Here is a 23742-nt window from a genome sequence, read left to right as displayed (position 1 = left end):
CGGGCGGGGGGGGGGGGGGGTTTGCGCCCCGTTGGTCCCGCGTTTTCGGCCTCGAGACTTGCGCTTCGCGCGGACGCTTTCGAGGCCGAAACGGCGAGACGGGCCTCAACCCTTGCAGGTGTCTCGCCGAACTCGACGCACTGGGTTGCGTCGGCATCGATGGCCGGATCCGCGTGTGGACTGTCGGGCGTGGAGGCGCCCTTCTCTCCAGGTATTCCGGAGTCACCCGGGTGGGGCGGCCGGTCTCAACGGCTGCCCGGTCCCGCCGCACCGGCGACCCGGTCTGCGCCGCGCAGTTCTTCGTCGGTGTTCGCCGGTACTCCGGGGCGCGGGCTTCCGCCGCTGCGCTCCACCAGCGGGAGGGTGCGCAGTTTGTGTTCCAGATGCCATTGCAGGTGGGCCGCGATCAGTCCGCTGGCCTGCCGCCGGGCCGATTCGGGGATCGTTTCGACGCGGTCCCAGCGGCCGTGGCGCAGTGCCAGCAGCTGGTCGAAGACCGCGGGGGCGGGGGTGACGGCGCCGGGTGGGCGGCAGTGGACGCAGACCGCTCCCCCGGCGCCCACATGGAACGCGCGATGGGGGCCGGGGGTGGCGCAGCGGGCGCATTCGTCGACGGCGGGGGCCCAGCCGGCGTAGTCCATGGCGCGCAGCAGGAAGGCGTCGAGGATCAATTCGTGGGGCCGCTGCCCCTCGGCGATCGCGCGCAGCGCGCCCGCGGTGAGGGTGTGCAGGCGGGGGACGGGGGCACGTTCCTCACCGGCCAGGCGTTCGGCGGTCTCCAGCACGGCGCAGGCGGTGGTGTAGCGGCCGTAGTCGGCGATTATGGCGGACGCGTTGGCTTCGACGGTGTGCACCTGGGTCACGATGTCGAGGCTGCGGCCGGGATGGAGTTGCACGTCGATATAGGCGAACGGCTCGAGCCGTGCCCCGAACTTCGATTTGGTGCGGCGCACCCCTTTGGCCACGGCGCGCACGAGACCGTACTGCCGGGTGAGCAGCGTGACGATACGGTCGGCCTCGCCCAGCTTGTGCTGGCGCAGTACGACGGCATGGTCACGGTACAAACGCACGCGACCAGTCTTGCACGTGTCCGATCTCGTCGTCTGCCGCCGTCCCGGCTCGGCCGCGCCCACGCCGTGAGCCCGGCGCCGGCCGGCTACGCGGGCGCTTTCGGAGTACGCGCGACCCGGCGGCGCCAGGTCGTCGCGGGCAGGAAGTGGACGTCGTAGCGCTGTTGTTCCGGTAGCAGAATGTCGAAGTCCGCGTGTCCGCGCTGGATCCGGCCGAGATGACGGAAGTAGTCGAAACGCTGGACACCGGGGGTGAGGACGATGAGGAGATCGACCGGCGATCCGGGTGCGGCACCGAACGCGTGCGGCATACCCGGCGGGATTACGACGAGACTGCCCGCGGGAACAGTTGCCGGAGCGCCGTCGAGGAAGAATTCCGCGATACCGGTGAGCATGTAGAACAGCTCCGTGGACGGCACGTGGTAGTGCGGCGCCGCCCGTCCGCGCCGGCGCCGAGAGCGAGCCGGTTCGCGCCCAGTGCGCCGCCGGTGTCCGCGGCATCCGCGAGCAGATGGAAGGCCCCGCCGTGGGGTAGGTCCACGACTTCCGCGGTCGCGGCCGGTACGACCAGGGCGTCGGGGGTGCGGTACGGCATCTCGTCTCCTTCGTTCACTGTTGCTCCCAGTGCACAGCGGGAAGAAAGCGCGAACCAGACGCAGTTGCGCCGGGCAGTGATCACGGATCCAGATCAATGGAGGCGCGGTGGGCCCGGGCACCTCCCGCTGCGCCTGGCCGCGCGGGAGGCCAACCCGCCTTTTCACGATCTGGTCACCGAAGCGTGCGCGGCCGCGGGAATCGACCCACCCGTGGGCCCGCCGTTCACCACCCTGCAGCAGACCCTCGCCGGTATCGCCGCGGGTCCACCGTCCTGGACGGTGTTCTACGAGGTGGCCTCGCTGCCGACCGTCCACCGGGTAGCGATCCGGCCCCTCACCGATCTATCGGTGACGACATCGCTGGCCGTCGCGCCCGGACCACCGGGGCCGGCCCTGCGCCATCTGCTCGACGCGCTCCACCGGACCACGAATACCTGACCGAGCCGCGGCACCACTCGGCGTCACGCTCGCACTCGAGCAGTTCGGGATCGAGGCCCGGTGGCCGGCGGCCGGCGTTCTAGTTCCCCAGTCGGATGGGGAAGGCCGCCGGATCGTTCTGGGTGAGAACGGGCAGGTTGCCGATCTCACTCAGCGGCATGGCGCACTGCAGGTCCGGGAACCGGTCGAACACCGCGGGTACGGCGATGGACGCCTCGAGCCGGGCCAGGGCCGCGCCGGGGCAGATGTGCGGGCCGTAGCCGAACGAGATGTTGCGGTTGGCGGTGGGGCGGGTGATGTCGTAGATGTCGGCGTCCTCGCCGTGCACCGATCGATCCCGGCCGATGGCGCGATAGGACATGACGACACCGTCACCTTTCGCGATGGTGAAGTCGTCGACGGTGATGTCCTCGGTGGCGAAACGCATCAGCAGGTGGATGACCGGACCGTCCCAGCGCAACGTCTCCTCGATCGCTTCCTCCCAGGTGCGGTCGCCGGACCGGATCGCCGCCAGCTGTTCCGGGTGACCGAGCAGGGCACGGACGGTGGTGATGATCAGGCTGACCGTGGTCTCGTGCCCGGCGGCCACGAGCGCCTTCAGGTTGCCGTGGACCTCCGCTTCGGTGAGTGGGGTCTCGCCCTCGGCGACGTCATGGATGAAATCGGAGGTCAGATCGTCGGCCGGCCGGGCGCTTTTCTCCTTGATCAGGCCGGTGTAATAGTCGTCGAGTTCGGCGAAGACCCGCATCCGCTCCTCGTGCGGGGTCAACAGGGAGAAGAAGGCCTTGTAGGACTCCAGCAGCATGGTGTGATCCGAGCGCGGTACCCCCATCAGCTCACTGACCACCCGCATCGGCAGCGGATAGGCGAAGACCTGCTTGAGATCGACGATATCGTTCCCGGCGCCCGCGGCGGCCAGATCGTCGAGGAGTTCGGCGGTGAACTGTTCGATCTTCGGTCGCAGCTCGCCCAGCCGGCGCGGCGCCAGGGCCCGGGTGGTCTTGATCCGCAACCGGCGGTGTTCGGCGCCGTCCACGGTGAACATGGAACGTCCGGCGTCGATCATGCCGATCAACGGCCATTCGCGGGTCACCGCGCCGGATCGCCACAGATTCCACTGCGTGTGGTCCTTCACCAGGCGGGTGTCGGTGAGCAGTTGCCGGGCCAGATTGTGCCGGGTGACGGTCCAGACCGGCGCACCGAGCAGGTCGATCCTGGTGAGCGCCGGACCCTCGGTCAAGGTGCGGGTCTCCCCCGCGAGATCGGCGACCATCGGGTCGATTGTCAGGGCCGCGCTGCGCGGACATTGCTGGCTCAAGAGCCACCTCCAACGGCTGGAACAGGGGTGAAATCGACCGGTAGCGCGGTGAATCCGCGCAGGAAGGGCGAGGGCCGCCGGGCCAGCGCCTCGGCCGGGACCGCGAGATCCAGATCGGGCAGCCGGTCGAGCAGCACCTCGATTCCGGTCCGCGCGATGATCTCGGCGATCTGCTGCGCTGGATAGGGGCAGCGGTATTCGCCGTGGCCGAAGGCGAAATGCGCGGCATTGCCGGAGTGGGCGGGTTCGGCGCCGTCACCGGAGTACTGGCGGATATGCGGATCCGCGTTCGCGGCCGCCAGACCCAGCAGCAACATATCGCCACGGCGCACCAGGGCTTCACCGAGCCGGGTATCGCGCGATACCCAGCGGCCGGCCAGGATCTGGGTGGGGGTGTCCTCCCACAACACCTCGGTCATGGCCTGGCCGATACTGTGCCGGGCGGCGCCGAACGCGGCGGCGAACCGGTCGTCGACGAGCATGAGCCGGATCGAATTACCGATCCAGTCGGCGGTCGGCAGATGACCCGCGGCCATCACCGACTGCATGTTCAGGACGTATTCCTCGTCGGCGAACGGTTCGCGATGTGCCAGCATCCGCGACACCAGGTCCTGCCCGGGTGCGGTCTTCTTCTGGATCAGCAGTTTCTGCATGTACTCGACGAACCGCTGATAGGCCGCGGGCGCTTCCGGGCCGCCGTCGCACAGGGTCTGCATGGTCTGTGCCAGATAAGGGCCGTCGGATTCCGGCACGCCCATGATCCACGCCAGCGTCAGCACCGGGAGCAGCTCGGCGAATTCGGTGACCACATCCGCGTAGCCGCGACCGCAGAACCGGTCGATCAACCCGTCGGCGAGTTGTTCGCAGGCGGTGCGCAAGGCGAACGGGTCCACCGATTCCAGGGCCGGTTCCACCAGGCTCACATGCCGGGCGTGCGCGGCACCGGCGGTGAAATAGATCCCCGGCTGCGGCCGGCCGACCATGGGCAGCAGCGGCCAATCCGGTGTGATCAGCGGCCACTGGTTCCACAGGCTCGAATCCCGCGGGAACAGCAGCCCGTCCGTGGTGACCTGATGCAGTTCCCGATAGCCGATCACCAGCCAGGCCGGGATACCGCCGATGAGTTCCACCGCGACGACCGGCCCATACTCGGACCGCATCCGCGTGTAGAGCAGGGCGGGGTCGGCATGGAAACCGGGACCGTCCAGCGTCACCGCGCCGCTCGGGGCGACCGGGCAACCGCCCGGCGACATTCCGGTGGTGTAGTCCAGGCGGGTCACGATCGGGCCTCCACTGTGGGCGCGGTCGGGGCCTGCCGCTCGATGAGGTGTTCGACGAGACCGATCAGCACCTGTTTGCTCGACGCTCGCGAGCGCGCGTCACAGGCGAACAGCGGCACATGCGGATCGAGGTCGAGGGCGTCGCGGACCTCGTCCAGCGCCGGGGGAATCGGCTCGAAGGAGTTGCAGGCCACCACGAACGGAGTGCCCTGGTATTCCAACCGGTCGATCGCGTACCAGGAATCGCTGATCCGGCGCGGATCGACGAGCACCACCGCGCCCAGGGTCCCGGTGAACAACCGGTCCCACAGGAACCAGAACCGCTCCTGACCGGGCGCGCCGAAGACGTACAGCACGTATTCGTCGGTGAGGCTGATCCGGCCGAAGTCGAAGGCGACAGTGGTCGTCGATTTCCCGGTCACCCCGGACAGGTCGTCCACTCCGACACCGGCGTTGGTCATCACCGCCTCGGTGTCCAGCGGCTGGATCTCGCTCACCGCGCGGACCATGGTCGTCTTACCGACCCCGAAACCGCCGACGACGACGATCTTCAGGGCGTGCCGCACCGAACTGCTCAGTGGCGCCCGGGCGCGCGTGGGGCGGTCGTCATAGGCTACGGAGTCCAACTAGCACCTTCTCGAGCATGTCGATATCGAACGTGTCACCGTAAGGGCCCGTATCGAGTTCGGGGTGGCGAACGGTGACTTTGCCTGCGTGCAACAGGTCCGCGACCAGAACCGTCGCGATGCCGATCGGCAGCCGCAGCTCGGCCGCGATCTCCACCACCGCGGTGGGCTGCAGGCACATGGACAGGATCGCCGCGTGTTCGTACTGCATGGCCGGAGCGGGCGCGCATTCACTGACCACCAGGGTCACCGGATCGAATTCGTCGGTGGTGGGGGCGGCGCGACCACCGGTGAGCGTGTAGAAACGGTCGGGTTCGTCGTCGCGTCCGGGGCGGTTCACAGCAGCCTCGCTCGGCTCCCTCGCGGCGGTGCGGACAGATACTCCCCGACCTGCTCGATCAGCGCGGCCATCTGGGCGCCGACCAGACCGGCGTCGGCGTCGTCGTCGGCCAGCACCGCGATCTGGGCGCCCGCGCCCGCGCCGACGATGAACAGGATGCCGCCGTAGAACTCGGTCATCGACTGGCGGACGCCGCCGCGGCCGTTCCCGAACTCGGCCGAGGCGCTACCCGCCAGCGCCTGCACACCCGAGGCGATCGCGGCGAGCCGGTCGGCCTGGTCCATGGACAGTCCCGCGGTATGGCACATCTGGATACCGTCCGCGGCCAGCAGCACCGCGTGCCGCGCCCCGGCGGTTTCGCTCAGCAGCCGCTGCAACAGCCAGTCCAGTTGCGCTGGATCCGATGTCATCGTCATCGATCGTTCTCCCGGTCGGTGGTCATGGAGTGACGGGACGGTCGCGCGGCGCCGTTGCCGGGCGACTGGATCGGTCCGCCGAACGGCTGGGCGTCCTCTCCGGCACGGCCGGTGACCGCCCGCTGGAAGGCACCCAGCGACGACGCCGACGACCGGTGTTTCGGCGCCGGATCGTGCGCGGCGCCTGCCGAGGACTCGGGATCGGGCAGACCTCCCGGATGCGCGGCGGCCAGGGTGCTGCCCCGGCGCCGCTTGGGCAGGACGCTGGTGGTGGTGGCTCCGGTCTCGGCCGCGGCGGCTTCCGCCGGTGCGGCACGGAACCGCGCGCCGGTCTCCGGCACCACGGCGAACGGACCGGTATCGGGTGCGTCCCCGGCGCCGGGCGGGAGTGTGGCCTGACCAGCCGAACGGCCGGTCGGCAAAGCCGGGGTGGCGGGCGGTTCGATCCGGACGGTGAGTTCGCGCGGGATCATCACGACGGCCGCGGTCCCGCCGATCGCGGAGGGCCGGTAGCTGACGGTGAGTCCGTGTTTGCGCGCCAGCCGCCCCACGACAGCGAGGCCGAATCGGGTACCGTTGAGCGAGGAGAGCCCCTCGGCCGCGCCTCCCTCGGCGCCGGCGACGGTGAGCTGCGCGCGCTGCAGCGATGATTCGCTCATCACCAGGCCGCTGTCCTCGATGGTCACCACCAGGCCGGCCGGGATCTCCGCGGCGTAGATGTGCACCTCGGTGGTGGGCGGGGAGAACCGGCAGGCGTTGTCGACGAGTTCGGACAGTGCGTGGATCACGCCCTCGGCCGCGTGCCCGGCGATGGCGATATCGGCGATCGCCCGCAGCCGCACCCGCTGATATCCGTCGACCCGGCCGATCGCGGCCCGCAGAATACGTTCCATGACGATCGGTTTGGCCCAGCGCCGGCCGGTGCGGGCACCGCTGAGAATGGCGATACTGTCGGCGAGCCGGCCGGCCTGGGCGATGGCGTGATCCATTTTCAGCAGATCGGTGAGCACTGCCTGATCGGCGTACCGGTGTTCCAGCTCCTGCAGATTCGCCAGCATGCTGGTGGTCATGGCCTGCATCCGGCCGGCCCATGGCCTGCATCCGGCCGGCCGCGTTCGCCAGCGCCGCGATGGCCGCCAGCCGACGGCGTTCGCTGGTCGCGCTGACCTCTTTCTCCGCCGCCACCGCCTGTTCGGCGGCCGCGGCCCGCTGCTCGCTCCGCGCGAGCAGGTCCAGCGCTTCGGCGGCGCGGCGCTGCTCGGCGGTGATCAGGCCGCGGAAGTAGACGGCGGTGGCGACGGCCGTACACGCCGCCACCACGGCGATCGAGACCCAGACGGCGGTGACCGTCCGGTCCGCCGGTGCGACCGACAGTATGGCGGCGGCCAGCAGCCCGATACCCAGAGTGACCGAGATCCCCAGGGCCAGCACCGGAGCCAGTAACTGCTTCCGGCCCGCCGGCACCGCCGAGGCCGCCGGCGCTGATTCGTACATCTGTCGGGTCCCCCCGGTCGCGCTTGGTCCTGCCGACCCAAAGCCGAGCCCGCATGCGGCACCACATCGTGCCCGTTACCGAATCGCCGAACGAAAAATGGTTTCATTGCGGCGCATTCGGGTATAGGCCGAAGCATATCGGCCTATACCAACCTCCGCCACCCATGGGAAGCTAAACCTCAGCTAACTCTCGATGCCCGGAACCGGTCGCGATTCGTGGGCCCGGCGGCCGTCGGAAAGGTATCTCCGGCCACCGTCTGTGGGACAAGATCCCGGCCCTGGATACCCCGCACGCGCTCACCAGGTAGAAATTCCGGTATGGATCCTCGAATCCGACTCGCATCATCCCGTCCGGGTCGATGAGCTCTCTTCGTGTTCCTTCAGAACCCGAGTTTGCCCAGCTGCTTCGGGTCGCGTTGCCAGTCCTTGGCGACCTTCACATGCAGATGCAGGTAGATGCGGCTGCCGAGAATGTGCTCGATCTGCTTGCGCGCGTTGGTCCCGACCTCTTTGAGCCGGGCGCCCCCTTTGCCGATGATGATCGCCTTCTGACTCGGCCGCTCGACGTACAGCAGGGCATGCACGTCGAGCAGGTCCTCGTTCTCCTCGCGCGGCAGGATCTCCTCGATCACCACGGCCAGCGAATGCGGCAGTTCGTCGCGGACCCCCTCCAGCGCCGCCTCCCTTATGAGTTCGGCCATCAGGGTTTCCTCGGGCTCGTCGGTGAGTTCGCCGTCGGGATAGAACGCCGGACCCGGCGGCATCCGGGAGGCGATCACGTCGACCAGGACCTCGACCTGTTCCCCCTTGGCAGCCGATACCGGCACCACATCGGTTTCGGGCCCGAGCAGCTCCGATACCGCCATCAACTGGCGCGCGATCTGGTCCTTGCCCACCTTGTCGATCTTGGTGACCACGCCGAGCAGCGTGGTCTTCGGCGCCATCTGCCGCACCTGCTGCACGATCCAGCGGTCCCCCGGGCCGATCTTCTCGTCCGCGGGGATGCACAGCGCGATCACGTCGACCTCGGAGTAGGTATCGCGCACCAGATCGTTGAGCCGCTGGCCGAGCAGCGTCCGGGGACGATGCAGCCCGGGAGTGTCGACCAGGATCAGCTGGGTGTGCGCCCGGTGCACGATGCCGCGGATCGTGTGCCGGGTGGTCTGCGGACGCGAGCTGGTGATCGCGATCTTCGCGCCCACCAGCGCGTTGGTCAGCGTCGACTTACCGGTATTGGGCCGGCCGACGAAACAGACGAACCCGGAACGGAACTCACCCTCGGTGGGTTCAGGCATCGGTCGCCTCATAGCCCTCGGCGATATCGAACACCGCGCCCGAGGCGTCGGCGAAAATGATCTTCGCTCCGGCGGAGACCTCACGGACCGCGGCCACCCCGGCATCCGCGAACTTCCCGCCGATCACCACGGCGGCCTCGAACCCCTCCGCCCCACTGGAGATCGCGGCCGCCACCGCGGACTGCAGGGCCGTCAGCCGCAGCGCCTGCAACCCCACCTCTCCGGCCGCGTAGGTGCGGCCGTCGGTATCGCGGATCGCCGCGCCCGCCGCGCCGCCGGTACGACCGAGCGCACCCCGGGCGAGCACCAGCAACTTGTTGTCCTCGGCATCCAGTTCACTCATCGGCTGCTCCCTCGTCGTATCGGGCGGACGCGTTCTCGCGCACCGGTCCCGGATCGGTCTCCGTATTCTGCTCGGGCGCCCGGCCCACCACCACGGTGTGCACCCGGACCCGCCCGCGCGCGTCGGCGCCACCCTCACCACGCAGTTCCAGGCCGTGCGCGACGACCTCGGCGCCCGGTAGCGGCACCCGGCCCAATTCGTGCGCGAGCAGCCCACCGACGGTGTCGACTTCCTCCTCGTCGATCGGCAACCCGTACAGTTCGCCCAGATCGGCGATCGACAACCGCGCCGACACCCGGAACCGGCCCGGCTCGAGCTCCTCGATCGGGGGCGTCTCGTCGGTGTCGTATTCGTCCGCGATCTCCCCGACGATCTCCTCGAGCACGTCCTCGATGGTCACCAGACCGGCGATACCGCCGTACTCGTCGACCAGCAGCGCCATATGGTTGCGCCGCCGCTGCATCTCGTCGAGCAGATCGTCGAGCGGTTTGGAGTCGGGCATGAACACCGCGTCCCGCATGACCTCACGCACCCGGACACTGCGCCCTCGATCGGCGTAGGGCACCAGGTCCTTCAGGTAGACGACGCCGAGGATATCGTCGACGTTCTCCCCGATCACCGGAATCCGCGAGTGTCCGCTGCGCACGGCCAGCGACATCGCCTGCGCCACTGATTTATCTGCCTCGATCCACACCATCTCGGTCCGCGGCACCATCACGGCACGCGCCGCGGTGTCGCCGAGCTCGAACACCGACTGGATCATCCGGCGCTCGTCGTCGGCGACCACACCGCGTTCCCGCGCCATATCGACCACTTCACGCAATTCGATCTCCGAGGCGAACGGGCCGTTGCGGAAGCCCTTACCCGGTGTGATCGCGTTACCGAGCAGGATCAGCAACCGGCTCACCGGCCCCAGCAGGGCGCCGATGAACTGCAGCGGCAACCCCGCCGCGAGCGAGATCGTGTACGCGTGCTGACGCCCCAGGGTGCGTGGTCCCACACCGATCACCACATAGGAGACCAGCACCATCACCACCGCGGTCACCAGCAGCGCCCACCCGCTGTCCAGGAAACTGCTCAGCGCGGCGGCGAGCAGCACGGTGGCGGTGATCTCGCACAGAATGCGCAACAGCACCATGAGGTTGACGTAGCGGGGCCGGTCGTCCACGATCCGGCCCAACCGCACCGCCCCCGGGCGGTCGCTGCGCGCCATATCGTCGAGCCGGGCCGGGGACAACGTGTTCAGGGCCGAATCCACCGCGGCGAAGACACCACCCACGGCAGCGAGCAAGACGGCGACCAGCAGCAGGGTCATTGCGTTCACGCGTGCGCGTCACCCGGCCACGACTGGTCGCCCTCCGGAGCCGCGAATCCCGTCTTGCCCAGCAGCCGGGCGTCCCGGGCGGCCAGTTCGGCCCTTCGCTGCGCCTCCCGCAACTCCTCGTACCACTGCTCGAGCAGCCGGCCCTGGAGTTCGAACATCTCCTTCTCCTCGGCCGGCTCCGCATGGTCGTAACCGAGCAGATGCAGCACCCCGTGCACCGTGAGCAGGGCGAGTTCGTGATCGAGGGAATGACCGGCCTTGGCGGCCTGGTCCAGGGCGAATTCCGGGCACAGCACGATATCGCCCAGCATCGATGGGCCGGGCTCGGGACTGTCCGGCCGGCCACCCGGTTCGAGTTCGTCCATCGGGAAGGACATCACATCGGTGGGGCCGGGCAGGTCCATCCAGCGCATGTGCAGGTCGGCCATGGTGTCGAGATCCACCAGCACCATGGACAGTTCGGCGGCCGGGTGCACATCCATCCGGTCGATCACGAACCGGGCGACGCCCACCAGGTCTTCTTCGGGCACTTCCATACCCGACTCGTTGGCGATCTCGATACTCACCTGGTCAGCCTAATGGGTACGGCCGGGGCCGGCCCATTCGCACTCCCGCACGGCCGAGTCGCTGCGGAGGTGCTGACGCGGGAGGTACGGACGTCTACCGCCGCGCCGTACGACCCGCTGCCCGCCGCTGCGCCCGGTTCCCCGACATATGCGGCGGACCCACCGGCGGCCGGGTTTCGGCCTCGAACTTCTCGTAGGCGTCGACGATATCGGAGACCAACCGGTGGCGCACCACATCACTGCTGGTGAGCTGGGCGAAATGGATGTCCTCGATATCGCCGAGTATCTCGGTGGCCGCCCGCAGACCGGACCGGGAGCCGTGCGGCAGATCCACCTGGGTCACGTCACCGGTCACCACGATCTTCGACCCGAACCCGAGCCGGGTGAGGAACATCTTCATCTGCTCGGCGGTCGTGTTCTGTGCCTCGTCCAGAATGATGAACGAATCATTGAGCGTGTTGTGGGTGAGCAGGAAATCCTCGGTCACGTACAGCGAGTCCTGCGCGGCGACTTGGATGCAGACCGCCTCCTCCGTACCGGCGGGCTCGATCCGATCGATGAACCGCATGGGCCGGCCTCCACCGGCCGAGTACTTCGCGGCCTTACGAGCGAGCCGGAAGGGTTCGATTCCGGCGGGCAGGCGGATATCGACAATGTGGGCGTTGTGGCGGTAGAGCACCGGGCGGCTGTTGGCTCGTCCTGGCTTGCGCCCGGCGGCGGGCCTTGTCCGCGTGTAGGCGACGCCACCCAGTGACCGCACCAGGAACACGATGTCGTCGCGAAGTCGATCCGAGACAGTGGTGAACTGGATCCGGCAGGTACGGCCTTCCTGCACGACGGGTCCGCCGTCGGAATCGAGAAGGCCCTGCAACACGGCGAGCCGCACCGAGGCGTCGTTGTAGAGATAGAGCTCGGGCACGAACTTCGTGTTCGAGCGGGTGCCCGCGAGCCCGAGCCGACGGGCGACCCCGGTGATCGGGTTCTCGAGCGTCACCACTTCACCCGGCTGCCGTTCCCGCTTCAATACGTGATCGACCCGCGAAGTACGCCGTACCGCGATGCCGGGTACAGCTTCCACCGGCATCCCGACGAGCTCGGGGTCTTCGGCCGAGAAGGCGGGCGTCGTGCTCCCGGTGAGGCAGCCGTCGCCGAGCAGGAGCCCGAGCGCATAGGCGTCCATCGGTACCGGACGCGACGGAAGGCAGACCGGCTCGCTCAGCAGCGGCAGTTCGTAACGGTGATAATGCGCCGCGCGCAGGTTTCCGACCATTTCTCTGGTCTCGAGCACGCGTGGTGGCTTGTTCCGACGGCGATCGCTCCGGGTGTAGACCGACCACAGGTGATCCGCGGAGGCGAGCGTGGACGCGCCGTCCTGGGTGTGGACGCGATAGATCTCCTTCGGGCCCTGCGGGTAGACCCCGAGAACCGGAGTCGGACGACCGTCCGAACCGATCACCAGGTCCCCGACCAGTAGGTCACCGATCGGGCGGAAACCGTCCGGAGTGAGGACCTTGGTGAACAGCGGCTGCGCGCGACCGCGCATGTATGCCAGGGGCGCGACCTCGATCACGCCGGCCGCCATCAGCTTGGGGATGGCTTCCGGGTCCATCATGTCGTGCAGCGCGTCGTAGAGCGGGCGCAGATACGGGTCGATCTTCTCGTTCAGCGTGCCCGGCAGGAAGCCGAGCCGCTCCCCGGCCTCGACCGCGGGACGGGTGAGAATGATGCGATTGACCTGCTTGCTCTGCAACGCCTGGACCGCTTTGGCCATGGCCAGGTAGGTCTTCCCGGTACCGGCCGGGCCGATACCGAAGACGATCGTGCTCTCGTCGATCGCGTCGACATAACGCTTCTGGTTCAGCGTTTTCGGGCGGATCGTCTTCCCACGACGGGACAGGATGTCCAGGCTGAGCACCTCGGCGGGCGATTCGGAACTGCCCTCGGTGAGCATCGACACCGTATGCCGCACCGCTTCGGGCGTGATCACCCGGTTGCGTCCGGTCAGCGCGACCAACTGCTCGACGACCCGCTCGGCCAGGGCCACATCGGCCGCCGGACCGGTGAGCGTGACCACATTGCCGCGCACATGGATATCCGCGACGAGCAGATCTTCGAGTTCCCGGAGATTTTCGTCCGCGGAGCCGAGGAAGGGGAAAACCGATTCGGGCGCGAGCTCGATACTGGAACGGACGGTGCGTGCCGCGGGCGCCGAGGCGCCGTTCTCGGCCGCGGTGGGATTCTGGTCGCCGCTATCGCCTTGTGATCGCACGTAGTCGCTATGGCCTGCTTTCCGGTCTCGGAGCTGCGGTGATGCGCCGCTGGTGGAGAGGGGTGCGAACGCTGTCGCTGGCACGAGTCTAACTCCCGGCCCCGACAGGTCCCAGTGGAATTCCCGCCGACCACGGCGCCACGGACCGCTGAGGCCGGCTGTTCACCCGGCGGTCACCATCGTGGAGTGAGCGCCCCCAGCGCCCCGAGCGCCACCGCGGCGGCCGTCGAAGTGCGCAGCACGGTGGGCCCGAGCCGGACCACTTCGGCCCCCGCCGCGGCCAGCACGGTCAGTTCGGCGTCGTCGAGGCCGCCCTCGGGGCCGACGATCAACGTGACCGCCGCGGCGCTGTGCCACGGCAGCTCGGTGAAGGCGCTCGTACCCGATTCGTGCAGGGCCGCCACCACCGCACCCTGCGCCGTCGCCGTGCGGACGGCGTCCACCACATCCGGTGTCCGGTGCAGGGCGGTGACCTCGGGGATGTAGGCGCGGCGGGACTGCCGGGCCGCGGCCTTCGCCGCCGACCGCCATTTGGCCACGCCCTTGTCCGCTTTGGCCTCCCAGTTCGAGACACAGCGGGCGGCCTGCCACGGCACCACCACATCCGCCCCGGCCTCGGTCATCAGCTCGACGGCCAGCTCCGAACGCTCGGATTTCGGCAATGCCTGCACCACGGTGACCGCCGGCGAGGCCGGCTCGGCGCGGCGGCGATCCTGGACCAGCAGTTCCAGCCGGTCCTTCTGCGCGGCGACGACTTCCGAATCGGCCAGCACACCCCGGCCGTCGGAGAGCGTGACGGGTTCGCCGGCCCGGATCCGGCGCACCGTGGCCGCGTGGCGGCCCTCGGCGCCGTCGAGCACCGCGACAGCGCCCGGTTCCGGAATCTCGTCCAGGTAGAAGACCGTCGCGGCCATCGGAGTCAGCGTCCGCTGAACGACGCGCGCAACCGGGCGAACAGGCCGCTGTTGTGCTCGGACTGCGCCGACATCACCTCGGCCTTGTCCTTGGCCCGCAAACCCTTGTACTTGCGCAGCAGATCGGTCTGCTTACCGTCCAGCTTGGTCGGCACGACGATGTCCAGGTGCGCCATCAGGTCACCGCGGGCACTGGAGCGCAGCCGCGGCATACCGTGTCCGCGCAGCACCGAGATCTCCCCGGGTTGGGTGCCGGGACCGATGGTCAGCTCGGTGGGGCCGTCCATGATGGTGTCGATCACCACCGTGGTGCCCAGCGCCGCGTCCACCATCGGGACCCGGACGGTGCAGTGCAGGTCGTCGCCGTCGCGCACGAACACGTCGTGCGGCTGTTCCACGATCTCCACGTACAGGTCGCCGGCGTGCCCGCCACCGGGGCCGACCTCGCCCTGCGCGGCCAGGCGCACCCGCATCCCGTTGGCCACACCGGCCGGGATCGGGGCCGCGATCTCCCGGCGCGCCCGCACCCGGCCGTCACCGCCGCATTTGTGGCAGGGATCCGGGATGGTCTCGCCGGCACCGCGGCAGGTCGGGCAGGGACGCGAGGTGAGTACCTGGCCGAGGAACGACCGCTGCACCGACTGCACCTCACCGGCACCGCCGCAGGTCTCACAACGGACGGGGCTGGAATTGCCGTTCGTCCCGGCGCCCTGGCACAGGTCGCACAGGATGGCGGTGTCGACGGTCAGATGCTTGGTGACCCCCACCGCGCACTCGGCCAGGCTCAACCGGGTCCGCACCAGCGAATCCGCGCCCGGCTGCACCCGCCCACGCGGTTTGCGGGTGCCGGCACCACCGCCGCCGCTCATTCCGCCGAAGAACGCTTCGAACACATCGCCCAGGCCACCGAAACCGGCACCGCTGAAACCGCCGGCGCCGCCACCGGCGTCCAGCGGGTCACCGCCCATATCGACGATGCGACGCTTCTCCGGATCCGACAGCACCTCGTACGCCGCGGAGACCTCTTTGAACCGGGTCTGCGCCGCTTCGTCCGGGTTCACATCGGGATGCAGTTCGCGAGCCAGTTTGCGATACGCGCGTTTGAGCTCTTGGTCGGAGGCGTCTCTGCCTACACCGAGCAATCCGTAGTAGTCCCGTGCCACTTGAGTTCTCTTAGTCCTTGGTCGCTGTCCACGGCTCCGGCTTCACACGGCCGGCCGCGTGGCTCCTGATGGATTGAGCCGCCCGCCCGTGAGCTTAGTCGGGTCGACTCAACTTTATCTCGGCGGAGAACACGAGCCTAACAGCGCGCCACCAAGCCCCCTTCCGCGGCGGGCAAGCCCGCGCTCCCGACAGCCGAACCACCGGCCGCGCCCTGTCGCGCAAGCACCCCGGTGCCGAGTCTTCCTATCGTTCGGCCAGAACCTCACCGATGTAGCGGGCGACCGCCGCGACCGAGGCGATGGTGCCCGGATAGTCCATCCGGGTCGGGCCCAGGACTCCCATACCGCCGAGGACCGCGCCGGCGGCACCGTAGCCGGTGGTCACGACGGAGGTGCCGCGCATCTCCTCGACCTGGGTCTCCTCACCGATCCGCACCGTCACCATCCCCGGCTGCTGGGCGGCGGCCAGCAGCTTGAGGACCACGACCTGCTCCTCCAGCGCTTCGAGCACCTTACGCAGGGAGCCGTGGATGCCGAAGTCACCGGCATTGCGGGTGAGGTTGGCCGTCCCGCCCAGGACCAGGCGTTCCTCGGGATGTTCGACCAGCGTCTCGACCATGACCGTGGAAACCTTGATCAACACGTCGCGGAGCTTGGGCGGCGCCTGCTCGGGCAGTTCGGCGACCGCGGCGGAGGCCGCGGCGAGGCGTTTGCCGTCCATGGCCGCGCCGAGCATGCCGCGCAGGGCGGCCAGGTCCTCGTCGTCGACGACGGTGCCGAGCTCGACGATGCGCTGGTCGACGCGACCGGTGTCGGTGATCACCACCAGCAGGAGCCGGGCGGGATTGAGGGCTACCACTTCCAGGTGGCGCACGGCCGAGGCGGACACCGTCGGGTACTGCACAACGGCGACCTGGCGGGTGAGCTGGGCGAGCAGGCGGACACCGCGGCGCAGCACATCGTCGAGGTCCACCCCCGATTCGAGGAATTGCATGATTGCTTTGCGTTCGGCCACCGACAGCGGTTTGACCTCGGCGATCCGGTCCACGAACTGGCGGTAGCCCTTGTCGGTGGGGATGCGGCCGGAACTCGTATGGGGCTGGGTGATGTAACCCTCGGCTTCCAGAACCGCCATATCGTTGCGCACCGTCGCGCTGGATACACCCAGGTTGTGCCGTTCGACCAGAGTTTTCGAACCGATGGGCTCCTTGGTGGAGACATAGTCGGCGACGATCGCTCGCAGGACCTCGAAGCGCCGATCCTCGGTGCTCGACATGACCCCACCTCCTAACCTTGCCGCGCGTCGATGTGGTCGTCCGGCGCACCGCGTCCAGCGAACCCGACGCACCTACCACCGGGTTCCTCACTCAGTGTAATTGCGCTCGCCGACTGATCCGGCGCCCGTGGCAGCACGCATGTCGACGCCGGATTCGCACAATCACGATACCCAGAGGGGCCGCGGCGCAGTCGATGATCCGTCCCGGGGTAACCGCCGATGGACTCGACAGGTCGAACGTACGAGCAGTGCCCTCGGGGTCGCCACCGTGGATGCGCGATGAACGCGGCCCCACCACCTCCAGCCACCAGCGCGTCACACCACGGGAGATCGGCAACGCGCAGCTGGTCCCCTCGGTCGTCGGAACGACCGCATACGAGAGCGCCACCGAAATTCTGGCGTGCACTACTTTCGACAGGACAAATCGGCCGGGGCGGCGCACAATCCACTCAGCAGAACAATTTCAAAGAAAGGCGCGACCGGAATGTGGTCTGTCACAGAGATCCCCGGCCTACACGATCGCTGCGCCCTGATCACCGGCGCGACCTCGGGACTGGGCCGGTACGCAGCCCTGCTACTGGCGCGCGCCGGTGCAGCTGTCACGCTGGCGGGGCGGGACGAGCAGCGGCTCGCTGCCACAGCCGCGGAATTCGCTGCGGACACCGCGGTCCAGGCCGCGGGCGGGGTCGTGGAGACTCTGCTGGTCGACCTGTCCGCAGTCGATTCCGCACGGCGCGCCGGCGACGAATTCCGCAGTAGGCATCAGCGATTGGATGTGCTGTTGAACGCCGCAGGTATGCAGTCGTTCCGGTACGCGCGCAGCGTGGACGGTATCGAACAGCACCTGGCAACGAACTATGTGGGGGCCTTCGCCCTGACCGGGGCGCTACTGCCGATACTTGCCACGACTCCGGACGCAAGGGTGACGATGGTGACCTCGGTGGCCTATAAATGGGGTGATCCCGCCGACCCCGCCGCCTGGTTCGACGCCGCACCGAGGCCGGGCGCAGACGGCGCCCCCTCGACCGGCTTCCGGGACCGCTTTGCCTATTCCAAACTGGCGTACTCGAATTCTAAACTGGCCGTCGCACTGTTCGCGGTGGAGTTGAACCGCCGGTTGCGTGCGGCGGGGTCGCCGGCATCCGCCACGGTGGCCCACCCGGGAATCGCACCCACCAATCTCTTCCGCGAATGGCCCGCCCCGGCGGCGCGGGCGTACCTGGGCCTGGCCAGATTGGTGCGGGCCGGGCATCCGATCGAGCAGGCGGCACTGCCGCTGCTGCGGGCGGCGACCGATCCGGAGGCCGATACCTCGGTGATCCACGCGCCCGGCGGTCCGATTCGTGAACAAGCTGGCCCGCCCGCCACTTTCCCGCTGGCGGCGACGATCACCGACGCAATCGCCCAGGGGGCCGCGGAACGATTGTGGACCGCCACCGAGGCCAGGATCGGGTATGCCGTGGCCGTCCCGAATCGTGCCTGATAGACGGCCACAGTCCGCCCATCAGCGGATCAGCACCCGGACCACACCGTCGGCCAGCAACCGGCCGCGATCGGTGAGGATCAACCGCCCATCGGAGATCGTGACCAGTCCTTCGGCGGCGACACGCTGCGCCGCGGCTCGCCCGTCCGCGTCCAGGTCGGCCAGCGGCAGCCCGGTGCGCAGGCGCAGAGTGAGCATGATGCGCTCGAGGTAGCGGTCGGCCGCGGTGAGGTCCTCCCAGTCCGCGGCGGGCAATCCGCCGCGAACCACCCGGTCGGCGTAGCGGGCCGGATGCTTCACATTCCACCAGCGCACTCCCCCGAGATGGCTGTGCGCGCCCGGTCCGGCGCCGAGCCAATCGCCGCCGTCCCAGTAACCGAGGTTGTGCCGGCAGCGCGCGGCGTCGCTGGATGCCCAGTTCGACACCTCGTACCAGGTGAGCCCGGCGGCTTCCAGTCGCGCGTCGATCCGCTCGTAGCGGGCGGCGAGTACATCGTCGTCGGGTGCGGGCAGTTCGCCGCGACGCACTCGACGGGCCAGCGCGGTGCCGTCCTCGACGATGAGCGAATACGCCGACACATGGTCGACACCCGCGTCCAGCACGGCGTCCAGGCTGGCGTCCAGATCGCTGTCGCGTTCGCCCGGGGTGCCGTAGATCAGGTCGAGGTTCACGTGGTCGAATCCGGCCGCGCGCGCCTCCCGGGCCGCGGCGACCGCACGGCCGGGTGTGTGGGTGCGGTCGAGCACGGCCAGGACATGTGGGGCCGCCGATTGCATGCCGAGCGAGATCCGGGTGAATCCGGCCGCCCGGATCCTGTCGAAGAACGCCGGTGAGGTGGATTCCGGATTGGATTCGGTGGTGACCTCGGCGTCCGGGGCGAGGTCGAATTCCCCGCGGATCGCGTCGAGCACGGCCGCGAGACCGTCGCCGCCGAGCAGCGAGGGGGTGCCGCCGCCCACGAAGACCGTCGCCACCGGCGGGGTCGCGGTGGGCAGCGCGGCGAACTGCCGGGCGGCGGTCGCCAGTTCGCCACGCAGTGCCTCCGCCCACGACTGCGTGGAGGCCGAGGTGCCCAGTTCACCGGCGGTGTAGGTGTTGAAGTCGCAGTATCCGCAGCGGGTCGCGCAGAACGGTACGTGCACATAGATCCCGAAGGGACCGCCGCCGAAATCACGCAGCACCGGAGCGGCGGCGTCGGTGTGCGATGTGGTGGTGGCGGGACTCACCCCTCCAGTGTGACCGGGCACGGATCAGCCCTCGACGATCGGGGTGTTCTGGTTCGCGGTCAGCAGCCAGCGGCCGTCCTCCTTGGTCATGACGTACAGGGGAGTGCCCTCACTGTCGAGGTCACCCGCGGTGGTGAGGTAGCGCTGCCGGACCTTGACCGCGGCCACATCGGGCCGCAGGAACATGATGTGCTCGATGTCATAGGTGGCGTGGCCGTGCGCGGTGGCCCCGGGTAGGACCCGGGCGGTGAACTCGGCGACGGCCGCCCGCCCGTAGAGGCGTTTACCGTGGCCGGTGGTCCAGATGGCGTCTTCTCGGAAGAGTGCGACGAAACCCTCGACGTCCTCGTCGCGCTGGGCGCGCGCCACGGCCGCGACCACTGCGTGGAGGGCGGCGGTCTCGGTATCGATATCGGCGGGACGGTGACCGGTATGCGCGGTTTCGAGTGTCATGATGTGGAGCCTGCAACCTCGAGTGAACTCGAGGTCAACTCCCCCGGACCCGCGTGGCCGGTCCGAACCACACCCGGATACCGCCGCCGGAGAAAATATGACGGCTGTCACAAATAGACCCGTAGAACCAGGGAATTTCCCGCCTGTTCGCGGGAAATACTGGTAGGGCCATCGGAACGCGCGCTCCGGCATGGCACAATAGACCGCATGCGCGCATCCGGAGTACGACTTGTGGCACGTCGCCACGTCGACTTCAAGCGTGTCTGCAGCGCCTGTTGTCTGCCCGGTTCCCCCCGGTAGCTCAGCTGCGCCCGCCCCGGATTTCCGGCGATTCCCCTTCGAGGATTTCGGCCCGCTGACACCGCGGGCGCGAGCGGAGTCCCTCGCGCCTTCAGCCCGGAGTACGACCACAAGCAGGAGCCACTTCATGACGTCGAGCACCGACGCCGATCCCACCGCGAAGCCCGAGGCCCCCGCAGGGCGGCCCACGCGCGCCCGTACCGGCAAACCGGTGCGCCGCCGCGCCGAGGGGCAGTGGGCGCTCGGTTATCGCGAACCGCTCAATCCCAACGAGCAGTCCAAGAAGGACGACAACCCGCTCAACGTCCGCGCCCGCATCGAGAACATCTACTCGAAAAACGGTTTCGACAGTATCGACAAGGGTGATCTGCGCGGCCGTTTCCGCTGGTGGGGCCTCTACACCCAGCGTGAGCAGGGGTACGACGGCACCTGGACCGGCGATGAGAACATCGACCTGCTCGAAGCCCAGTACTTCATGATGCGGATCCGCTGCGATGGCGGTGCGCTGAATGTCGCGCAGCTGCGCACCCTCGGTGAGATCTCCACCGAGTTCGCCCGCGATACCGCCGACCTCTCCGACCGGGAGAACGTGCAGTACCACTGGATCGAGATCGAGAACGTCCCGGAGATCTGGCGGCGGATCGAGAGCGTGGGCCTGCAGACCACCGAGGCCTGCGGCGACTGCCCGCGCGTGGTACTCGGCTCACCGCTGGCCGGGGAATCGCTGGACGAGATCATCGACCCCACGCCCGCCATCGAGGAGATCGTCCGGCGCTACATCGGCAAGAAGGAGTACTCCAACCTGCCGCGCAAGTTCAAGACCGCCATCTCCGGTCAGCAGGATGTGGTGCACGAGATCAACGATGTCGCGTTCATCGGCGTCGAGCATCCCGAGCACGGGCCCGGCCTGGACCTGTGGGTCGGCGGCGGGCTGTCCACCAACCCGATGCTGGCCCAGCGGGTCGGCGCCTGGGTGCCCCTGGACGAGGTGCCCGAGGTGTGGGAAGCGGTCGTCTCCCTCTTCCGTGACTACGGGTACCGCCGGTTGCGTACCAAGGCGCGGCTGAAGTTCCTGATCAAGGACTGGGGTATCGAGAAGTTCCGCCAGGTGCTCGAGGACGAGTACCTGAAGCGCAAGCTGATCGACGGGCCGGCGCCGGAACAGCCCAGCCGCCCCATCGACCACGTCGGCGTGCAGCGGCTGCGCAACGGTCTCAACGCGGTCGGCTTCTCCCCCATCGCGGGACGGGTCTCCGGCAGTGTCCTCAGCGCGGTCTCCGACGCGGTCGAGCGCGCCGGGTCGGACCGGATCCGGTTCACGCCGTACCAGAAGCTCATCGTGCTCGATGTGGCCGACGACAAGGTCGATCAGCTGATCGCCGAGCTGGAACCGCTGGGCCTGCAGGCGCGTCCCTCGGTCTGGCGGCGCAACCTGCTCGCCTGCAGCGGGATCGAATTCTGCAAACTGTCCTTCGTCGAAACCCGCAAACGCTCCCAGGTGCTGGCACCGGAGCTGGAACAGCGGCTGGCCGATATCAACGCCGAACTCGACGTCCCGATCACCATCAATATCAACGGCTGCCCGAACTCCTGCGGCCGGTCGCAGATCGCCGATATCGGATTCAAGGGCCAGCTGGTCGACGACGGCGCCGGGAATCAGGTGGAGGGCTTCCAGGTTCATCTGGGCGGCAGCCTCGGCCTGGACAGCGCCTTCGGGCGCAAACTGCGCCAGCACAAGGTGACCAGCTCCGAACTCGGTGACTACATCGAGCGCGTGGTCCGCAATTTCATCAAGCACCGCGAGGGCGGGGAACGGTTCGCGCAGTGGGCCGTCCGCGCCGAGGAAGCCGATCTGCGATGAAACCCGCGAGCGTCGTGACGGGAGAACCGACTGTGACCACCGAGCAGAAACAGCTGCCCACCAAATTGAGCGCCGACGAACTCCGGGCGCTGGCCGAGCGCGGCGCCGCCGAACTCGGTCCGGATGCCACGGCCGACGAGCTGCTGCGCTGGACCGACGAAACCTTCGGCAGTGGCTATATCGTCGCCTCCAATATGCAGGACGGGGTGCTGGTGCAGCTGGCGGCTCAGGTCCGGCCCGGGGTGGACGTCCTGTTCCTGGACACCGGCTACCACTTCGCCGAGACCATCGGCACCCGGGACGCAGTGGAGGCGGTGTACGGGGTGAACGTGGTGAACGCGCGCCCCGAGCAGACGGTCGCCGAACAGGACGCGCTACTGGGCAAGGATCTGTTCGCCCGCGACGCCAACGAATGCTGCCGGCTGCGCAAGGTGGTGCCGCTGCGCAATTCGCTGGCGCCCTACAACGCATGGGTCACCGGTATCCGCCGGGTGGAGGCGCCGACCCGCGCCAACGCCCCGCTCATCTCCTTCGACGAGGGCTTCGGGCTGGTGAAGATCAACCCGATCGCCCCCTGGTCCGACGACGAGATGCAGGACTACATCGAAAAGCATTCGATTCTCGTCAATCCCCTGGTGGAGGAGGGATATCCGTCCATCGGCTGCGCTCCGTGCACGCGGAAGCCGGAGCCGGGTTCCGATCCGCGAAGCGGCCGCTGGGCCGGCCTCGCCAAGACTGAATGCGGGTTACACGCCTCATGACCGAAGCCATCACCACCGAACGCTCCGTCGGACTCTCGGATTTCGACACCCTGGCCGCACTGGAATCGGAAGCCATCCACATCTTCCGTGAGGTCGCGGGCGAATTCGAACGCCCGGTCATCCTGTTCTCCGGCGGTAAGGACTCCACCGTTCTGCTGCATCTGGCGTTGAAGGCCTTCTGGCCGGCGCCGCTGCCGTTCGCGCTGCTGCACGTGGACACCGGGCACAACCTGCCCGAGGTGCTCGAGTTCCGCGACCACGTGGTCGAGAAGTACGGTCTGCGCCTGCACGTCGCAAGCGTGGAGGACTATCTCGCCGACGGCCGGCTCACCGAACGCCCCGACGGTATCCGCAACCCGCTGCAGACCGTCCCGCTGCTGGACGCCATCACCGAAAACCGTTTCGACGCGGTCTTCGGCGGCGGTCGCCGCGACGAGGAACGGTCCCGGGCCAAGGAGCGGATCTTCTCGCTGCGCAATGCCTTCGGCCAGTGGGATCCCAAGCGACAGCGGCCCGAGCTGTGGAACCTGTACAACGGCCGGCACGCGCCGGGCGAGCACGTCCGGGTGTTCCCGCTGTCGAACTGGACCGAACTCGATATCTGGCGCTACATCGCCCGCGAGAACGTGGAACTGGCCACCATCTACTACGCGCATCAGCGGCCGGTGTACCAGCGCGACGGTATGTGGATGACCCCCGGCGTCTGGGGTGGCCCACGGGACGGCGAAGCGCTCGAGACCCGTTCGGTGCGGTACCGCACCGTCGGCGACGGTTCCACCACCGGGGCGATCCTGTCCGACGCCGCCGACAACGAGGCCATCCTGGCCGAGGTCGCCGCTTCCCGGCTGACCGAACGCGGCGCGACCCGTGGCGACGACCGGGTCTCCGAAGCCGCCATGGAAGACCGCAAACGAGAGGGTTATTTCTGA

At 68.5% G+C, this 23742-nt stretch carries 25 protein-coding genes; 7 read left to right on the top strand and 18 right to left on the bottom strand.

The features are described from left to right. Positions 1 to 245: 245 nt before the first annotated feature. On the bottom strand, positions 246 to 1070 hold the full coding sequence (gene recO / locus ABZV91_RS16455) for a DNA repair protein RecO (RefSeq protein ID WP_355241731.1): 825 nt from the start codon (positions 1068 to 1070) through the stop codon (positions 246 to 248). A gap of 86 nt (positions 1071 to 1156) precedes the next feature. Continuing rightward, a complete protein-coding gene (locus ABZV91_RS16450) occupies positions 1157 to 1786 on the bottom strand; it encodes a cupin domain-containing protein (RefSeq protein ID WP_355241756.1) in 630 nt (209 codons plus the stop codon). On the opposite strand from ABZV91_RS16450, the gene ABZV91_RS16445 reads away from it, so the two are divergent. Beyond that, the gene (locus tag ABZV91_RS16445) at positions 1742 to 2104 is read left to right on the top strand and encodes a hypothetical protein (RefSeq protein ID WP_355241759.1); all 363 of its coding nucleotides are present in this window, start codon (positions 1742 to 1744) and stop codon (positions 2102 to 2104) included. The two genes, ABZV91_RS16450 and ABZV91_RS16445, sit on opposite strands and share 45 nt — an antisense overlap. Before the next feature lie 79 nt (positions 2105 to 2183). Here ABZV91_RS16445 and ABZV91_RS16440 read toward each other — a convergent pair whose 3' ends face one another. Genes ABZV91_RS16440 through ABZV91_RS16415 form a run of 6 tightly spaced genes read right to left on the bottom strand, consistent with a single transcriptional unit; the run spans position 2184 to position 7154 of the window. Then, entirely contained in the window at positions 2184 to 3422 is a 1239-nt protein-coding gene (locus tag ABZV91_RS16440; protein WP_355241728.1) for a cytochrome P450, read from the bottom strand. Further along, entirely contained in the window at positions 3419 to 4702 is a 1284-nt protein-coding gene (locus ABZV91_RS16435; RefSeq protein WP_355241725.1) for a cytochrome P450, read from the bottom strand. The genes ABZV91_RS16440 and ABZV91_RS16435 overlap by 4 nt, the downstream gene beginning before the upstream one ends. Beyond that, complete coding sequence (locus tag ABZV91_RS16430; protein ID WP_355241753.1) at positions 4699 to 5256, bottom strand: ATP/GTP-binding protein; 558 nt, start codon at positions 5254 to 5256, stop codon at positions 4699 to 4701. The genes ABZV91_RS16435 and ABZV91_RS16430 overlap by 4 nt, the downstream gene beginning before the upstream one ends. Before the next feature lie 52 nt (positions 5257 to 5308). Then, positions 5309 to 5668 carry a DUF742 domain-containing protein gene (locus ABZV91_RS16425; protein ID WP_355241722.1) on the bottom strand — a complete coding sequence of 120 codons (360 nt, stop codon included), beginning with the start codon at positions 5666 to 5668 and terminating at the stop codon, positions 5309 to 5311. After that, the gene (locus tag ABZV91_RS16420; RefSeq protein ID WP_030523153.1) at positions 5665 to 6078 is read right to left on the bottom strand and encodes a roadblock/LC7 domain-containing protein; all 414 of its coding nucleotides are present in this window, start codon (positions 6076 to 6078) and stop codon (positions 5665 to 5667) included. The genes ABZV91_RS16425 and ABZV91_RS16420 overlap by 4 nt, the downstream gene beginning before the upstream one ends. A 2-nt stretch (positions 6079 to 6080) precedes the next feature. Next, the gene (locus ABZV91_RS16415; RefSeq protein ID WP_355241718.1) at positions 6081 to 7154 is read right to left on the bottom strand and encodes an ATP-binding protein; all 1074 of its coding nucleotides are present in this window, start codon (positions 7152 to 7154) and stop codon (positions 6081 to 6083) included. On the opposite strand from ABZV91_RS16415, the gene ABZV91_RS16410 reads away from it, so the two are divergent. Further along, entirely contained in the window at positions 7141 to 7527 is a 387-nt protein-coding gene (locus ABZV91_RS16410; protein ID WP_355241716.1) for a hypothetical protein, read from the top strand. The genes ABZV91_RS16415 and ABZV91_RS16410 overlap by 14 nt on opposite strands. A gap of 431 nt (positions 7528 to 7958) precedes the next feature. Here ABZV91_RS16410 and era read toward each other — a convergent pair whose 3' ends face one another. The 8 genes from era to hrcA all read right to left on the bottom strand — a co-directional run bounded on the left by era (position 7959) and on the right by hrcA (position 16728). Next, on the bottom strand, positions 7959 to 8873 hold the full coding sequence (gene era, locus ABZV91_RS16405; protein ID WP_355241712.1) for a GTPase Era: 915 nt from the start codon (positions 8871 to 8873) through the stop codon (positions 7959 to 7961). Beyond that, the gene (locus tag ABZV91_RS16400; RefSeq protein WP_355241710.1) at positions 8866 to 9216 is read right to left on the bottom strand and encodes a cytidine deaminase; all 351 of its coding nucleotides are present in this window, start codon (positions 9214 to 9216) and stop codon (positions 8866 to 8868) included. Before ABZV91_RS16400 ends, era begins: the two co-directional genes overlap by 8 nt. Beyond that, a complete protein-coding gene (locus ABZV91_RS16395; protein ID WP_355241749.1) occupies positions 9209 to 10531 on the bottom strand; it encodes a hemolysin family protein in 1323 nt (440 codons plus the stop codon). Before ABZV91_RS16395 ends, ABZV91_RS16400 begins: the two co-directional genes overlap by 8 nt. A 5-nt stretch (positions 10532 to 10536) precedes the next feature. Next, a complete protein-coding gene (ybeY, locus tag ABZV91_RS16390; RefSeq protein WP_355241707.1) occupies positions 10537 to 11106 on the bottom strand; it encodes an rRNA maturation RNase YbeY in 570 nt (189 codons plus the stop codon). A 94-nt stretch (positions 11107 to 11200) separates the two neighbouring features. Continuing rightward, positions 11201 to 13285: a PhoH family protein gene (locus ABZV91_RS16385; RefSeq protein ID WP_355241746.1), complete on the bottom strand. Its 2085-nt coding sequence runs from the start codon at positions 13283 to 13285 to the stop codon at positions 11201 to 11203. A gap of 263 nt (positions 13286 to 13548) precedes the next feature. Beyond that, positions 13549 to 14289 (bottom strand): 16S rRNA (uracil(1498)-N(3))-methyltransferase, encoded by a 741-nt coding sequence (locus ABZV91_RS16380; RefSeq protein WP_355241704.1) that lies wholly within the window; start codon positions 14287 to 14289, stop codon positions 13549 to 13551. A gap of 5 nt (positions 14290 to 14294) precedes the next feature. After that, positions 14295 to 15452 (bottom strand): molecular chaperone DnaJ, encoded by a 1158-nt coding sequence (gene dnaJ, locus ABZV91_RS16375; protein ID WP_355241701.1) that lies wholly within the window; start codon positions 15450 to 15452, stop codon positions 14295 to 14297. Positions 15453 to 15696: 244 nt separating this feature from the next. Next, entirely contained in the window at positions 15697 to 16728 is a 1032-nt protein-coding gene (gene hrcA / locus ABZV91_RS16370) for a heat-inducible transcriptional repressor HrcA (RefSeq protein ID WP_355241698.1), read from the bottom strand. Between the two features lie 484 nt (positions 16729 to 17212). On the opposite strand from hrcA, the gene ABZV91_RS16365 reads away from it, so the two are divergent. Next, positions 17213 to 18211, top strand: coding sequence for an SDR family NAD(P)-dependent oxidoreductase (locus ABZV91_RS16365; RefSeq protein ID WP_355241695.1), 999 nt, complete (start codon positions 17213 to 17215; stop codon positions 18209 to 18211). Positions 18212 to 18232: 21 nt separating this feature from the next. On the opposite strand, the gene hemW is transcribed toward ABZV91_RS16365, so the two are convergent. Further along, positions 18233 to 19393: a radical SAM family heme chaperone HemW gene (hemW, locus tag ABZV91_RS16360; RefSeq protein WP_355241743.1), complete on the bottom strand. Its 1161-nt coding sequence runs from the start codon at positions 19391 to 19393 to the stop codon at positions 18233 to 18235. A gap of 69 nt (positions 19394 to 19462) precedes the next feature. After that, complete coding sequence (locus tag ABZV91_RS16355) at positions 19463 to 19891, bottom strand: SgcJ/EcaC family oxidoreductase (protein ID WP_355241692.1); 429 nt, start codon at positions 19889 to 19891, stop codon at positions 19463 to 19465. Between the two features lie 207 nt (positions 19892 to 20098). Here ABZV91_RS16355 and ABZV91_RS16350 point away from each other — a divergent pair, with 207 nt between their 5' ends. From ABZV91_RS16350 to cysD, 4 genes are all read left to right on the top strand, one after another. After that, positions 20099 to 20191 carry an Ms4527A family Cys-rich leader peptide gene (locus ABZV91_RS16350; protein WP_355241689.1) on the top strand — a complete coding sequence of 31 codons (93 nt, stop codon included), beginning with the start codon at positions 20099 to 20101 and terminating at the stop codon, positions 20189 to 20191. A 127-nt stretch (positions 20192 to 20318) separates the two neighbouring features. Next, entirely contained in the window at positions 20319 to 22052 is a 1734-nt protein-coding gene (locus ABZV91_RS16345; protein WP_355241686.1) for a nitrite/sulfite reductase, read from the top strand. Positions 22053 to 22084: 32 nt separating this feature from the next. Beyond that, entirely contained in the window at positions 22085 to 22813 is a 729-nt protein-coding gene (locus ABZV91_RS16340) for a phosphoadenylyl-sulfate reductase (RefSeq protein ID WP_355241683.1), read from the top strand. Next, the gene (gene cysD, locus ABZV91_RS16335; protein ID WP_063060014.1) at positions 22810 to 23742 is read left to right on the top strand and encodes a sulfate adenylyltransferase subunit CysD; all 933 of its coding nucleotides are present in this window, start codon (positions 22810 to 22812) and stop codon (positions 23740 to 23742) included. Before ABZV91_RS16340 ends, cysD begins: the two co-directional genes overlap by 4 nt.

Origin of the sequence: Nocardia sp. NPDC004568 (assembly GCF_040609955.1) — a bacterium.
Lineage (GTDB): Bacteria > Actinomycetota > Actinomycetes > Mycobacteriales > Mycobacteriaceae > Nocardia.
The sequence above is the reverse complement of the archived record's forward strand: the minus strand, read 5'-3'. Positions and strand labels throughout refer to the sequence as shown.

Excerpts from the sequence above, each read along its gene's own strand:
- ABZV91_RS16410 (WP_355241716.1), top strand. The coding sequence starts at position 7,141 with ATGCTGGTGGTCATGGCCTGCATCCGGCCGGCCCATGGCCTGCATCCG.
- ABZV91_RS16395 (WP_355241749.1), bottom strand. The coding sequence starts at position 10,531 with ATGACCCTGCTGCTGGTCGCCGTCTTGCTCGCTGCCGTGGGTGGTGTC.
- ABZV91_RS16400 (WP_355241710.1), bottom strand. The coding sequence starts at position 9,216 with ATGAGTGAACTGGATGCCGAGGACAACAAGTTGCTGGTGCTCGCCCGG.
- era (WP_355241712.1), bottom strand. The coding sequence starts at position 8,873 with ATGCCTGAACCCACCGAGGGTGAGTTCCGTTCCGGGTTCGTCTGTTTC.
- ABZV91_RS16380 (WP_355241704.1), bottom strand. The coding sequence starts at position 14,289 with ATGGCCGCGACGGTCTTCTACCTGGACGAGATTCCGGAACCGGGCGCT.
- ABZV91_RS16420 (WP_030523153.1), bottom strand. The coding sequence starts at position 6,078 with ATGACATCGGATCCAGCGCAACTGGACTGGCTGTTGCAGCGGCTGCTG.
- ABZV91_RS16345 (WP_355241686.1), top strand. The coding sequence starts at position 20,319 with ATGACGTCGAGCACCGACGCCGATCCCACCGCGAAGCCCGAGGCCCCC.
- ABZV91_RS16365 (WP_355241695.1), top strand. The coding sequence starts at position 17,213 with ATGTGGTCTGTCACAGAGATCCCCGGCCTACACGATCGCTGCGCCCTG.
- hrcA (WP_355241698.1), bottom strand. The coding sequence starts at position 16,728 with ATGTCGAGCACCGAGGATCGGCGCTTCGAGGTCCTGCGAGCGATCGTC.
- ABZV91_RS16355 (WP_355241692.1), bottom strand. The coding sequence starts at position 19,891 with ATGACACTCGAAACCGCGCATACCGGTCACCGTCCCGCCGATATCGAT.
- cysD (WP_063060014.1), top strand. The coding sequence starts at position 22,810 with ATGACCGAAGCCATCACCACCGAACGCTCCGTCGGACTCTCGGATTTC.
- ABZV91_RS16415 (WP_355241718.1), bottom strand. The coding sequence starts at position 7,154 with ATGACCACCAGCATGCTGGCGAATCTGCAGGAGCTGGAACACCGGTAC.
- ABZV91_RS16350 (WP_355241689.1), top strand. The coding sequence starts at position 20,099 with ATGCGCGCATCCGGAGTACGACTTGTGGCACGTCGCCACGTCGACTTC.